The 13,408-nt window shown below is 63.9% G+C and carries 7 protein-coding genes, 1 pseudogene and 1 riboswitch; of the genes and pseudogenes, 5 read left to right on the top strand and 3 right to left on the bottom strand.

All coding sequences use genetic code 11. From position 1 onward, the window contains the following. The 4 genes and pseudogenes from FRC96_RS21770 to FRC96_RS03870 form a co-directional block, all read left to right on the top strand. A pseudogene (locus FRC96_RS21770) lies at positions 1 to 360 on the top strand (hypothetical protein); the annotation flags it as partial. After that, complete coding sequence (locus FRC96_RS03860; RefSeq protein ID WP_146972888.1) at positions 348 to 2,132, top strand: efflux RND transporter periplasmic adaptor subunit; 1,785 nt, start codon at positions 348 to 350, stop codon at positions 2,130 to 2,132. The pseudogene FRC96_RS21770 and the gene FRC96_RS03860, both read left to right, overlap by 13 nt. Before the next feature lie 11 nt (positions 2,133 to 2,143). Next, the gene (locus FRC96_RS03865) at positions 2,144 to 5,221 is read left to right on the top strand and encodes an efflux RND transporter permease subunit (protein ID WP_146972891.1); all 3,078 of its coding nucleotides are present in this window, start codon (positions 2,144 to 2,146) and stop codon (positions 5,219 to 5,221) included. 701 nt (positions 5,222 to 5,922) lie between these two features. After that, positions 5,923 to 6,858, top strand: a complete 936-nt coding sequence (locus tag FRC96_RS03870; protein ID WP_230469851.1) for an OBAP family protein — start codon at positions 5,923 to 5,925, stop codon at positions 6,856 to 6,858. A gap of 265 nt (positions 6,859 to 7,123) precedes the next feature. Here the strand turns inward: FRC96_RS03870 and FRC96_RS03875 are convergent, their stop codons facing one another. The 3 genes from FRC96_RS03875 to FRC96_RS03885 all read right to left on the bottom strand — a co-directional run bounded on the left by FRC96_RS03875 (position 7,124) and on the right by FRC96_RS03885 (position 11,492). Beyond that, positions 7,124 to 8,143 (bottom strand): ribonucleotide-diphosphate reductase subunit beta, encoded by a 1,020-nt coding sequence (locus FRC96_RS03875; protein ID WP_146972894.1) that lies wholly within the window; start codon positions 8,141 to 8,143, stop codon positions 7,124 to 7,126. Beyond that, complete coding sequence (locus tag FRC96_RS03880) at positions 8,140 to 10,527, bottom strand: ribonucleoside-diphosphate reductase subunit alpha (protein WP_146972896.1); 2,388 nt, start codon at positions 10,525 to 10,527, stop codon at positions 8,140 to 8,142. The genes FRC96_RS03875 and FRC96_RS03880 overlap by 4 nt, the downstream gene beginning before the upstream one ends. A 182-nt stretch (positions 10,528 to 10,709) precedes the next feature. Beyond that, a riboswitch (cobalamin riboswitch) is annotated at positions 10,710 to 10,919 on the bottom strand. A 273-nt stretch (positions 10,920 to 11,192) separates the two neighbouring features. Beyond that, positions 11,193 to 11,492: a hypothetical protein gene (locus FRC96_RS03885; protein WP_146972899.1), complete on the bottom strand. Its 300-nt coding sequence runs from the start codon at positions 11,490 to 11,492 to the stop codon at positions 11,193 to 11,195. Between the two features lie 646 nt (positions 11,493 to 12,138). On the opposite strand from FRC96_RS03885, the gene dnaN reads away from it, so the two are divergent. Next, on the top strand, positions 12,139 to 13,263 hold the full coding sequence (gene dnaN / locus FRC96_RS03890) for a DNA polymerase III subunit beta (RefSeq protein ID WP_146972901.1): 1,125 nt from the start codon (positions 12,139 to 12,141) through the stop codon (positions 13,261 to 13,263). Positions 13,264 to 13,408: the final 145 nt, after the last annotated feature.

Here is a 13,408-nt window from a genome sequence, read left to right on the forward strand (position 1 = left end):
GCGCTCGGCGCCGCGGCCGAGCGCGCCGACGCGCTGGCGCAGGCCGAGCTCAATCGCACGCAGGAGCGTGCGCAGGCCTCCGCCGCGCTGCTCGACACGCTGCTCGAGCACCACCGGCGCTGGGAAGACGAGCTCCTCCCCCGCCACCTCGCCATGCGCGAGCGTTACCTGGCCGCCTACGAGGCCGGCGCCCTGCCTTTACGCGAGATCCTCACCCTGGAGCGCGAACTCAGCGAGGCCGAAGACGCCCGCACCGCGCTCCTGGCCGACCTGCTCTCGGCCACCACCGAGGCCCTCGAACTTCTAAACTTTCATCATCCTGACGCCGCCGGCGCCGAGGAGGTTGTATGCGCACGCTGATCTTTTTGTTCATGCTCACCACCCTGTTGATTGCGGGCGGTTGTGAGTCTTCCGAGTCTTCGACGTCTTCCGAATCTGGCGAAAACGCGCACGATTCACATGATCATAGCAAGGCCGCGTCGCAACCGATCACCGCACACGCCGACGACTGGTGCGGCGGACACGACATCCCCGAGTCCATGTGCACCAAATGCAACCCCGAGCTCATCGATAAGTTCAAGGCTCAAGGCGACTGGTGTGAGGCCCACGGATTCCCCGAGTCCGCATGCCCGCAGTGCAACCCCGTCTCGCCACCTGGCGAGCAGGCCTCGGCGAACACCATCACCGCACACGCCAACGACTGGTGCGGCGGACACGACATCCCCGAGTCCATGTGCACCAAATGCAACCCCGAGCTCATCGATAAGTTCAAGGCTCAAGGCGACTGGTGCGAAGCCCACGGATTCCCCGAGTCCGCATGCCCGCAGTGCAACCCTGTGACGCCACCTTCCCGCAGCACCAGCACCAGCGCGGGTCACGATCACGATCACGACCACGGTGGCCAGACCCAGAGCTCCGGCGCGCATCTCGCCACCGCCCAACCCGGCGACTGGTGCGCCGGCCACAACATCCCCGAGTCCAAATGCACCAAATGCAACCCGGAGCTCGCCGAGGGCTTTCAGGCCGAGGGCGACTGGTGCGCCGAACACGGCTTCCCCGAGTCGGCCTGCCCCTACTGCAACCCGGTGGCCCCTCCCACCGCCGGCGTGGTCCTGCACACCGCCGACCACGAAGACCTGGCGGGCTTAATGACCGCCCCGGCCCGCGCCGATCAGCGCAGCGAGGGCCTGAGCGCCCCGGCCCGCTTTAGCTTTAACGCCGACCGCGTCGCCGAGGTGCGCACGCTGCAGCCGGGCATCGTGCGCGAGATCCTCGTACAGCCCGGAGAGCGTGTGGAGGCCGGCCAGGCGCTCATCAAGGTGGAGAGCGCCCAGGCCAGCGACCAGCAGGCCGAGCTTCTGGCCGCCCGCCAGGCCCTGCGCACCGCCGAGTCGCATCTGGAGCGTCAGCAAACACTGCGCGAGCAGGGCATCAATGGCCAGCGCGACGTGGAGCTCGCCATGACTGAAGCCGAGCGCGCCCGGGCCCGTGTGCGCACCGCCGAGGCCGCGCTGCGCTTAAGCGGCTCGGTCGATGCCCGCGGCCAACTCACCCTGCGCGCCCCCATCGCCGGGGAGGTCGTCGAGCGCAACGTCATCGCCGGGAGCTATACGTCGGCGGAGATGGCGCTGATGACCATCGCCGATCGGAGCGCGATGTGGGCGGAGGTCTTTGTGCCCGCCTCACAGAGCCGAGCGCTGGCCCTGGGCCAGCGCGTGCGGCTAAGCCCCGAGCAGGCACCCGAGGTCGAAGTCACCGGCCAGGTGGCGCAGATCGCCACCCGCGTCGATCCCGCCACCGGCAACCTGCGCGTGCGCCTGGAGCTCGACCCCGCCGATCTTCCCCTGCGTGACGGCCAACTCGCCCATGCCACCATCGAGACCGGCCAACCCACGCGCGCCATGCGCATCCCCCGCGAGGCCGTGCAACGCTTCAACGACCAGCGCATCGTCTTTGTGCGCGAGCGCCAGGGCGTCTACCAGACCCGTAAGGTGGAGATCGTGGCCTCCGAGCGCGACACCCTCTGGGTCGCCGGCGAACTGAGCCCCGATGAGCCGGTGATCACCACCGGCGCCTTCGTGCTTCTCACCGAGCTTCGCGCCGACGATATCGGCGTGGGCTGCACCCACTAAAGGAGCGGCCTATGCTCAAAAAACTCATCGATCTCTGCCTCACCCACCGCCCGGTGGTGCTCTTGCTCACACTCATCGCCGTGGCGTTCGGGGCGCTGGCGCTGCGCGATCTTCCCTTTGACGCCTTCCCCGAGACCGCCCCGGCGCTGGTCAGCGTCAACACCAACGCCGAGGGCCTCTCCGCCGAGGAGGTCGAACTTCAGGTCACGCGCCCCCTGGAGCAGGCCATCGGCGGGATGCCCGGCCTTGTGCACGTGCGCTCCATCTCGCGCTTTGGCTTTTCGCAGGTCACCGCCCTCTTCGACAACGAGTCCGACCTCCTGGAGAGCCGCCAGCTCGTGGCCGAGCGCGTCGCCGCCGTCGAGCTCCCCGCCCACGTCGAGCGCCCCGCGCTCGGGCCCATCTCCAGTGGGCTCGGCGAGGTCTTTCAGTATGTGCTGGTCAGCCCCGGCCGTGAGTTGGGGGAGCTGCGCACGCTGCATGACTACAAGATTCGCCCGCGCCTCTTAAGCGTGCCGGGCGTCGCCGAGGTCAACACCTGGGGCGGCAACGAGCCGCAGATCGAGGTGATCGTCGATCCGCTCACCCTCCAGGCCCGCGGGCTGACCCTCGACGACATCGAGCAGGTCCTGCGCGACAACCACCTCAGCGTGGGCGGCGGGCTGATCACCGAGTCGTCGGAGTCGATGGTGGTCCACGGCCGCGGACGCCTCCGCTCCACAGACGCCATCGCCAACCTCCCCATCACCACCGACGCTTCCGAGGGTGGCGCCAACCTTTTGCGCCTGGGCGATGTGGCCGACGTTCAGCGCGGCCACGCCATCCGCCGCGGCGCGATGACCGCCTTCGGCCAGGGCGAACACGTCATGGGCCTGGCCTTTGCGCTCCCGGGCGAAAACACCCGCGAGATCGCCCGCGCCCTGGAGGCGCGCCTTGGCGAGGTGCAGGCCGACCTGCCCGACGACATCGAGCTGCGCGTCGTCTACCAGCGCACCGAGCTCATCGACAACGTGCTCGACACCGTGCGCAACAACCTCCTGGAAGGCGCGCTCCTGGTCATCGCCATCCTCTTCATGCTCATGGGCAACCTGCGCGCCGGGCTGATCGTGGCGCTGGCCATCCCCCTCTCGATGCTCTTTGCTTTCAACCTGATGCTGCAGTTCGGCGTGGCCGGAAGCCTGATGAGCCTGGGCGCCATCGACTTTGGCCTGATCGTCGACAGCTCGGTCATTATGGTCGAGAACGCCGAGCGCCGCCTCTCGGAGGCCCCCGAGGGGGCCGACCGCCTGGAAGTCGTGCGCGACGCGGCCACCGAAGTGCGCCGCCCGACCCTTTTTGGCGAGCTGATCATCGCCAGCGTCTATCTTCCGATCCTGGCGCTCGAAGGGGTTGAGGGCGCGCTCTTTCGCCCGATGGCGCTGACCATGATCTTTGCGCTGGCCGGCTCGATGCTCCTCTCGCTGACGCTGACGCCGGTGCTCGCGAGCTACGCGCTGACCCGCGGCGCGCATCGCAAAGAGCCGGCGTTGGCCCGCGGGCTCAAGCGCCTCTACGCCCCGATTTTGGAGCGCGCGCTTCACCGCCGCTGGACGGTCATCGCCCTGGGCGTGGGCTGCATCCTCGGCGCCGGCGCCCTCTCCACCACCCTGGGCGCGCGCTTTATTCCGCGCCTCGATGAGATGGCCATCACCGCCAACACCGTGCGCCTGGCCGGCGTCTCGCTCGATGAGACCCTGCGCTACAACCAGCGCCTGGAGCAGCACCTGATGGAGGCGTACCCCGACGAGATCCGCCACGTCTGGACCCGCACCGGCACTGGCGAGGTCGCCACCGACCCGATGGGCCTGGAGGTCAGCGATGTCTTCATGGTGCTGCACCCCCGCGATCAGTGGACCCGCGTAAGCACCCAGGACGAGCTCACCGAAGAGCTGCGCGTCTTCTTTGAGAACGTCCCGGGCATTCGCACCACCCTCTCCCAGCCCATTGAGCTGCGCGTCAACGAGCTCAGCGCCGGGCTGCGCAGCGAGCTGGGCATCCGTCTCTTCGGCGACGACCTGGAAACCCTGCGCGACAAGGGCCAGGAGCTGATGACAGTGCTGGCCAGCGTCGAAGGCATCGCCAGCCTGAGCACCGAACAGCTCCTGGGCCAGCACGTGGTCGACATTGAAGTCGATCATGTGCGCGCCGCCCGCGCGGGTCTAAGCGCCCGCGAGGTTTTAAAGGCCGTGGAGCTCATCGGCGGCCGCCCCCTTGGCGAGTTCTATGAAGGGGAGGTGCGCCAGCCGCTCGTGCTGCGCGTCGACGAGCGCCTGCGCGAACAACCCGAGCTTCTGGAAGATGTTGTGCTCAACGCCCCCACCGGTACGGTGCGCCTGGGCGATGTGGCCACGATCACGGTGCGCCCCACCGCGTCGGCGCTCAACCGCGACTGGGGCCAGCGCCGCCTGCTCATCCAGGCCGAGCTGCAGACCGAAGACGTCATGAGCGTCGTCCAAAACGCCCGCCAGGCCGTCGCCGACAACTTCGACGCTCCGCCCGGCTACCACGTCGACTTCAGCGGCGAGTTTGAGAACTACGAGCGCGCCAAGACTCGCCTGATGGTGCTCATTCCGCTTACGTTGCTGCTGGTGCTCACGCTCCTCTACCTGACCTACGGTCGCTTGAGCGACACGCTGCGCGTCTTCAGCGGCGTGCCTTTTGCGGCCGTCGGCGGGGTGCTGGCGCTCTGGCTGCGCGGGCTTCCCTTTAGCATCTCGGCGGCCGTGGGTTTTGTGGCGCTGATGGGCATCGCCGTGCTCGGCGACATCGTGCTCGTCTCCACCATCCGCCGCTACACCGCCGAGGGTCTGAAAACCCTGGAGGCGGTCCGCCAGGCGGCGCTGGTGCGCCTGCGCCCGGTCATCATGACGGGCCTTGTGGCAGCGGTTGGCTTCATTCCCATGGCGCTCAGCGTGGGCGTGGGCGCGGAGGTGCAGCGCCCCCTGGCCACCGTGGTCATCGGCGGGGTGATCACCTCCACCCTCTCCACGCTCATTGTGCTGCCGGTGCTTTATCTGGTGTTTCAGTCGGCGCGTTCTCGAGAGCGTTAACGTTTTTGATGTCGGATGTCTGCACCCACAAACGCCAGCTCGGAGCCCCGAGCTGGCGTTTTTTGCCACCACGTCCCCCGACTCAGCCCCCTGAGCTTGCGCACTCACCACCTGAGTCCGGCCACTCAGCCCCCTTAGCTCCCGTTCTCGATACCCAGATCCCCAACTCAGGCCCCCTTAGCTCCCGTTCTCGATACCCAGATCCGCAACTCAGCCTCCTTAGCTCCCGTTCTCGATACCCGAGTCCGGCCACTCAGGCCCCTTAGTTCCTGTTCTCGATACCCAGATCCGCGACTCAGCTCCCTGACCTCCACTTCTCGGCACCCGAGTCCGGCGACTCAGACCCCTTAGCTGTGGTTGGGTGGTTGGGTGGTTGGGTGGTTGTGGAGCGCCGGGGTTCGCGACGTCGGTCGATTCGTGAGTGCGGTCAGGGGTTCCCGCAAAATAAAAAACCCGAGCGCATCCAGGGCCGACGAAACGTTCTTCGCAAAATAAAAAACCCGAGCGCATCCAGGGCGGGGCTGGCAAGGAGATAGGGATGAAGCTGTAGCAGCGCCCCCTTAACTCCTCGAATTTGTTGCACACGAAAAGGCGGTGGTTACAGCTTTGAACCCGCAGTCACACTTCAATGAGAGGGGAAATAGGCCGCGCTTCATGCGGGCCCCCCGATTCGAACATCAGATCACACTGGGAGGAAATGAATGAAAAATTCGCTCAGTCGTAGGTCGTACCCTGTCGCGTCATCGCCCCGTCACGTCACCTGGCTCAAGCTCTGGAGTGTGAGCTGCCTCTCTCTGGCCCTGATGCTGATGGTCAGCTGCTCCTCAACAAGCCCCAACGTCACGCCGCAGGGCCGCCAGGCCAGCGCCGAGACCCGCGCGCTGGGCGCGGGCGCCGAGGTGCTTCAGGGCGCCGGCGCCCCCTCCGCCCTCGACATTCACCTGGTGGGCTTTCACCCCATGGCCGACGACCCCTCGATCCAGATGGAGGCCCACCACTTCTGCCGGCAGGTCAACGAGGACTTTGCCCAGTGCGCCGTCTTCGACAGCGACGGAGGCGACGCCAACTTGAACGGCATCGAGTACATCATCTCCTCGCTGCTCTACGAGCAGCTGCCCGAGGAGGAGAAGCAGTACTGGCACCCCCACAACTACGAGATCCTCTCCGGCCAGCTCGTCGCCCCGGGGCTTCCCGACGCCGCCGAGACGGCGCTGATGGAGGGCAAGATCAACAGCTACGGCAAGACCTTCCACCTCTGGAACACCGGCAGCGCCGCCGTCGAAGGCGATGAGCTCCCCATGGGCGCCCCCATGCTCGCCTGGTCCTTCAACGCCGACGGGGAGATCGATGAGACCCTGCTCGTAGCCCGCGACGAAGCGATGAACATCGACACCAACCAGATCCGCCAGGAGCGTGCCGTGCTCATCGACATGGCCGAGCCTCAGGAGGGCGTCGACATGCTGGCCGGTGCCTTCCCCGACCGCGAAAAACCGGTGGGCATCGAAGACCGCGAGAACAGCCGCCAGGGCCGCGGCGGCGGACCCATCACCCCCTCCGAGGAGAAAAAAGACTCGGAGGAGAAGAAGGACGAGTCCAGAGACACGCAAGAGAACAGCGACGAGAGCTCCGGCGACTGAGTTTTTCGATCTGGGTCGCTCGGCACTTCTCGCAAAATAAAATACCCGAGCGCATCCAGGGCGGCGATGGCAAGGAGCAAGGACAAAGCTGTAGCAGCGCTACCGCGAGGACGCAGCGACACAGCCAGCGTCGTCCTGGGAGCGCTCAACACCCAACCCGAGCGCATCCAGGGCGACGCCTGACAAGGAGATAGGGATGAAGCTGTAGCAACGCTACCGCGAATCCCTATCGACGCCGTCAGCGTCGTCCTGGGGCGCTCGGCGCTCAGAAGTCTTCGTCGAACGTAACCTCCCCCCCGACCGCGACCTGATAGGCGGAGACGCGGCGCTCAAAGAAGTTGGTCACCTCCTGAACGTCCTGCAGGTCCATAAAACTCAGCGGGTTCTTCGTGCCAAAGATCTCGGGCATCTCCAGGGTGCGCAGGCGCTGGTCGGCGCAATGCTCCAGGTAAGCGCGCACATCCTCCACGCTGAGCCCGGCCACCCCACCTCCGAGCAGATCCTCGGCGAAGAGGGCCTCGCAGTCGACGGCCTCCCGGATCATCGTCTGCACTTCCCCGGTGAGCTCCTCGTCAAAGAGCTCCGGCTCCTCCCGGCGAACCGTGCGCACCACCTCGAAGGCAAACTCCATATGGGCGCTCTCATCGCGAAACACCCAGCTCGTGCCGGCGGCAAGCCCGTGCAAGAGCCCCCGCGAACGCATGAAATACACGTAGGCAAAGGCCCCGAAGAAGAAGAGCCCCTCGATGCACGCCGCAAAACAGATCAGGTTGAGCAAAAACTGCCGCCGATGCGCCCGTGTCTCCAGCCGGTCGAGCCCTTCGATCGAGTCCATCCAGCGCATGCAAAAATCGGCCTTAGCTCGAATCGAAGGAATCGTTTCAATGGCCGCAAATGCCTGGTGACGCTCCTCAGGATCCGGCACATAGGTGTCGAGCAAGGTCAGGTAAAACTGGACGTGAAGCGCCTCCTCGTAGAGCTGGCGGGCCAGATACATCCGCGCCTCCGGGGCGTTGATGTGCTGGTAGAGGTTGAGCACAAGGTTGTTGGCCACGATCGAGTCCCCGGTGGCAAAAAACGCCACCAGCCGCTGCACCATATGCGTCTCGGCCTCGGTGAGCTTGTCGCGCAGGTCGTTGACATCGCTCGAAAAATCAACCTCCTCCACCGTCCAGGTGTTCTTAATCGCGTCGCGATACATCTGGTAAAAACTCGGGTACGTCATCGGGCGAAGGGTCAGGCAAAAGCCCGGATCCAGAAGATTGGCGGGTCGTTGAATGCTCATTGGCAGGCCTCACAGATCTCGGGGTTTTCCAGGGAACAGGCGATCGCCTCGCGCGAAGGCACCTCGACGGTCGTCTTGGTGATCCGCGTGGCCGGACGCGAGCGCAGGTAGTAGGTCGTCTTCAGGCCACGCTTCCAGGCATAGAGGTACATCGAGGAGAGCTGTCCCAGGGTGGGGCTCTCAATAAAGAGGTTGAGCGACTGGCTCTGGTCGATAAACGCGCCGCGATCGGCGGCCATCCCGATAAGCGAGCGCATCGGGAGCTCCCAGGCCGTGCGATACACCTGCCGAAGCTCCTCGGGCAGCTCGTCGATAGCTTGCACCGAGCCCTCCGAGTTCTTGAGGCGAGCGCGCATCCGCTCATCCCAGAGTCCCAGCCTCTGGAGCTCGGCGACCAGGTAGCGGTTGACCTGAACAAAGTCCCCCGAGAGCGTCTCCCGCTTAAAGAGATTCGATACCTGGGGCTCGATGCACTCGTAGCACCCGGCGATCGAGGCGATGGTTGCCGTCGGCGCGATCGCGCAGAGCAGCGAGTTTCGAAGCCCCACCTCCTGAATCCGGGCCCGGAGCGCCTCCCAGCGCGCGGGCTCCTCGGGGCTCACACCCCACAGATCAAACTGCAGCTGCCCGCGCGCAGCCCGCGTCTCTTCAAACGCGGCGTGCGCCCCGTGAGCCTCGGCCAGATCGGCCGAGGTGGCGAGGGCATGGTAATAGATCTCCTCAGAGATCCGCTTCGAGATCGCCTGCGCCTTCGGGCTGTCGAAGGGAAGCTTCATCTGAAAAAACACATCCTGAAGCCCCATCAACCCCAGCCCCACCGGACGCCACCGATCATTGGACGCCGCCGTCGATGGGATCGGGTAGTAGTTAAGGTCGATGACCCGATCCAGACCTACCACCGCGGTGCGCACCGACTGCGCAAGCTTGTCGTAATCGACCACCACCTCCCCCTGATCGTTTTTCAGGGTGTGCCTGGCGAGGTTGATCGAGCCCAGGTTGCAGACCGCTGTCTCCTTTGCAGAGCTCACCTCAATGATCTCGGTGCAGAGGTTGGAGAGGTGAACCCGCGCGCCCTCCTCGACAGTCTGATTGCAGGTCCGGTTGCTCGCGTCCTTAAAGGTCATCCACCCGTTGCCGGTCTGTGCCAGCGTTCGCATCATCCGCCCGTAGAGATCTCGCGCACGCACCTCGCGCACCGCCAGCCCCTCCTTCTCAGCCTGCTCGTAGCGCCGATCAAACGCCTCCCCATAGAGATCCGGAAGCTCCGGCACCTCCTTCGGATCAAAGAGACTCCAGGATTCATCGGCCTCCACCCGTCGCATAAAGAGATCCGGGATCCAGTTGGCGATGTTCAGGTTGTGGGTGCGCGCGGCTTCATCGCCGGTGTTATCCCGTAGCTCCAGAAACTCCTCGATATCGGCGTGCCACGGCTCCAGGTACACGCAACACGCTCCCTTGCGCTTGCCCCCCTGATTGACCGCCGAGACCGACGCATCCAGCGTCTTAAGCCAGGGCACAATCCCGTTGGATCTTCCGTTGGTGCTCGCAATAAGAGAGCCCCGCGAGCGCACCCGATGAAACGCCGTGCCAATCCCACCCGAGAATTTTGAGAGCAGCGCGATGTCGGTATAGCGCTGGTAGATCGCTTCGAGCTCATCGGCCGGGGAGTCGAGCAGAAAACAACTGGAGAGCTGCTCAAAACATGTGCCGGCGTTAAAGAGCGTCGGAGAGCTCGGCAGGTACTCCAGCCTGGAGAGCAGCGCGTAGAGCTTTTTGACCTGCGCCATATCCTCACTCAACGCGCACGCGATCCGCAGAAAGAAGTACTGCGGCTCCTCCATCACTCGCCGACTCTGTGGATGCCGCTGCAGGTAGCGATCGTAGAGTGTTTTGATCCCAAAATACTCAAAATATGCATCGCGGCTGCGATCGATGAGCGCGTCGAGCTCGTCGTGATGGGCGTCGACAAAACCTTTGAGCCGCGCGTTGTAGCGCCCGACCTCATAGCCCCGCTCCACACAGCGCGAGAAGCTGGTGATCCCCTCGCTCTGCAGATCATCCCCAATCCGCTGCGCCAGCAGCCGCGCGGCCAGCTTCGAGTACTGCGGCTCCTCCAACATCATCGACGAGGCGACCTGGATCGAGAGATCGTCGAGCTCCCGGGTCGACGCCCCATCAAATAGACCGCCGATCGTGCGCACCGCCACCCGCGTCGGATCCACGCGGCTCAGTCCGCCGGCGCAGCGGCCGATCGCGGCGACAATTCGCTCCAGGTCAACGCGTTCATAGCTGCCGTCGCGCTTGACGACACGCATCCCTCCCTCGTCTTTTCCCCCCTTAATCTCGTCGCTCTCTTCGGGCACTGTTGCTGAAGTGGTGGTCATCTCTCATCCCTCGCTGCTCGGGTCATACGCGGGAACGACCAACCTCTTCAGAGCTCTCGGGTGCTGGACACAAAAGCTCCTCCAAAGTCGACCAGCGCTCCCGCGAGCGAAATGGGGCTTTTAGAAGCGTCGTAACGCTCACCTCTCTAAAAGCTCCCGAGTCGAACTGACGTGGGATGTCTCCCCGACGTCAGGCGCTGGCAGGTCTTCGGGCTCTTGAGCTCGCCATTGAAACATGGCTCCTACTGCCCACCGCTTCCCAGGCTTTTTAGCCCAGTGCCATTGGTGGGGGTCGTTCTCAAATACCGCTGCGGGGCAGCTCCGGAGTCGCACCGGATTCCCTCTTCGGCGTCGCGATCATCTCGCGACACACCAGCACGCGAACTACATATAGGGGATACCCCCGGGGGTCAACCACATGATGTTGTGGATTGAAGGCATATTGGCGGCACGTGGGCTTAGACCATCAGCCTCCATATAGATGGGCGTTCCAGCGCGTGGCGACGCGTGAGTCTTTGCGGCGAGTCGTTTTGAAAAGAACGACGCCCCCCTGGACTTCGGCCTTCACCATCACGCGGGAAGAGCTCGAAAAGGAGGGGGGCGTTGTCTGATCATGGAGATGTTTCTGGCCTGCTCAGCGCGCTCCGCTGCTGCGCAGCCAGGGCCTAAAACTCCACCCGGTCGCCCGGGCGCAGGTTGCCGTCGTAGCCCGGATCGGCGTCTTTCTTCTGGCGCGCCTTGCGCGCGTTCCACGCCGCGCTCCCCAGAAAGGCCGGCGCGGCCACCACACATAAGGGGCACATCACCGTGCCAAAAGCCGCCAGCCCCGCCACGCTCAGCGCTCCCATCGCACCGCCAAAGAAGGTGTGCTCGCGCGCCCGGCGGCTGTACTCACACTCGGGCTCTTCGGCTCCCTTCACGTGGATCCTCGACCCGTCTTCATTCGTCGCGTTTCGCTTCACCATCTCTGCCTCCTCATACCGCACCTTGTCATATCCGAACGCAGCCAGGGCGATGCCTGACGGCGTCCTGGGGCGCTCGACACCCCACACGCAGCTCTCACTGAGAAAACAACGCCCACCCCACGAACCTTCCGCTACGCATCCTCACGTGTTCACAGACTTCTTGCCCTCAACAACTCACCCGACTCCCCTGAACAAAACACCCTCATTTAAAATAAATGATCCATTTACGATCGACCCTGGACAAAAGAGGCTGTGGAAAACTCTGTGAGAAACCCTGTGTTTAAGCTGTTAATCCACATTTGGAAAACCTGGGGCCTACGTCGCGCTCAGACTCTCCCCAGAGCTCCCACACACTTTCCCCGATCCGAATGTGGATAAATAGTCGAAGTATTTTGGCCCTTTAGCGCACCTCTCCACATTTCCACAGGCCCTACTTCTTCTACGTACCTCAAACACACCAAACCTTTTTTGTCTTTTGGTAGAAGATCCGTGTCTGTGGAAAACTCCCGGACCTCGAAGGGGCGCAAGCTCGCGAGTTACAAGGGCGATTGCCACTTGAAACCCTCTCCAACCTGTGGTGGATTGTCAGGGCTTACGAGCCGGGAAATTTATAAAGAACCCAAACCTCTCCGCGGAGACGCGCTCCATGAAGATTCGCATTTCCAGCAAGACGCTCACCGACGAGCTCTTCAAACTTCAAGGCGTCGTCAGCCACCGCAGCACGCTGGCCATTCTGTCCAACGCGCTCCTGGTGGCCGAGGGCAACACGCTGACCCTGCATGCCACCGACCTGGACATCTCCGTGTCCACCTCCTGCGAATGCGAGGTGCTGGAGCCGGGCAAGGTCACCCTGCAGGCCCGCAGCCTCTTCGACATTGTCAAAAACCTCGAAGAAGACACCCTCTCGCTGGAGACCGAGGAGAACCACTGGGCCAAGCTCAAGAGCGGTAACGTCAACTGCCGCATCGTCGGCACCCACGCCGATGAGTTCCCGCACCTGCTCGACATCGCCGGGGTGGAGCTCTTCCCGATTGGCACCCGTCGCCTGCTCGACATGATCGAGAAGACCCTCTTCAGCGTCTCCACCGACGACGCCCGCGCCAACCTCACCGGTGCCTTCTTCAAGGTCACCAACGAGAAGACGCTTCTGATGGTCTCCACCGACGGCCACCGCCTCTCGAAGATCGAGACGAAGCCCGAAGAATTCGACGCCGGCGGCGACATCCCCTCCGCGCTCAACAAAGGCATCATCATCCCCCGCAAAGGGCTCGCCGAAATCAAACGCACCGTCGATGCGAAGAGCGATGAGCTCAGCTTTGGCATCATCGACAACAACATCGTCTTTAAGAGCGGCCCGATGAGCCTCTCGGTGCGCCTGATCGAGGGCAGCTTTCCCGACTTCACCCAGGTTCTGCCGAAAGAGAGCGAGCACCGCGCCATCGTCGAAAAAGACGTCTTCCAGCAGGCGCTCAAGTTCGTGAGCCTCTTCGCCAGCTCCAAGACCAACAACGTGCGCATCTCGCTGAGCGACGACGGCCTGGAGCTCTACGCCTCCGACCCCGACCGCGGCGAAGCCACCAAAGTCGTCCCGATGCAGTACAGCGGCCAGGCCGTCAAAGCCGGCTTCAACTACCGCTACCTCAACGACGTCGTCAGCGCGCTGGACGGCTCCGAGGTCTCCATCGAGATCATCGACACCCTCTCCCCCACCCTCATCCGCGACACCCAGCGCGACGAGATGCTCTTCGTCGTCATGCCCATGCGCCTCTGATCTTTTCGATTAGGGTTTTTCAATTAAGGGAGTTGTTCCGAATCTGGAAGCTTCCTGAGTAAATGAATTAGCGCGCGCCTCCGACGACCTTCGCCGGGGGCGTTCGCGTTTTCTGCTCAGGGCATCAGCGCTCTCTTTGAATCCA

The sequence above is a fragment of the Lujinxingia vulgaris genome (assembly GCF_007997005.1).
Lineage (GTDB): Bacteria > Myxococcota_A > Bradymonadia > Bradymonadales > Bradymonadaceae > Lujinxingia.

Coding starts and splice junctions, on each gene's coding strand:
- dnaN (WP_146972901.1), top strand. CDS start 12,139: ATGAAGATTCGCATTTCCAGCAAGACGCTCACCGACGAGCTCTTCAAA.
- FRC96_RS03885 (WP_146972899.1), bottom strand. CDS start 11,492: ATGGTGAAGCGAAACGCGACGAATGAAGACGGGTCGAGGATCCACGTG.
- FRC96_RS03860 (WP_146972888.1), top strand. CDS start 348: ATGCGCACGCTGATCTTTTTGTTCATGCTCACCACCCTGTTGATTGCG.
- FRC96_RS03865 (WP_146972891.1), top strand. CDS start 2,144: ATGCTCAAAAAACTCATCGATCTCTGCCTCACCCACCGCCCGGTGGTG.
- FRC96_RS03870 (WP_230469851.1), top strand. CDS start 5,923: ATGAAAAATTCGCTCAGTCGTAGGTCGTACCCTGTCGCGTCATCGCCC.
- FRC96_RS03875 (WP_146972894.1), bottom strand. CDS start 8,143: ATGAGCATTCAACGACCCGCCAATCTTCTGGATCCGGGCTTTTGCCTG.
- FRC96_RS03880 (WP_146972896.1), bottom strand. CDS start 10,527: ATGACCACCACTTCAGCAACAGTGCCCGAAGAGAGCGACGAGATTAAG.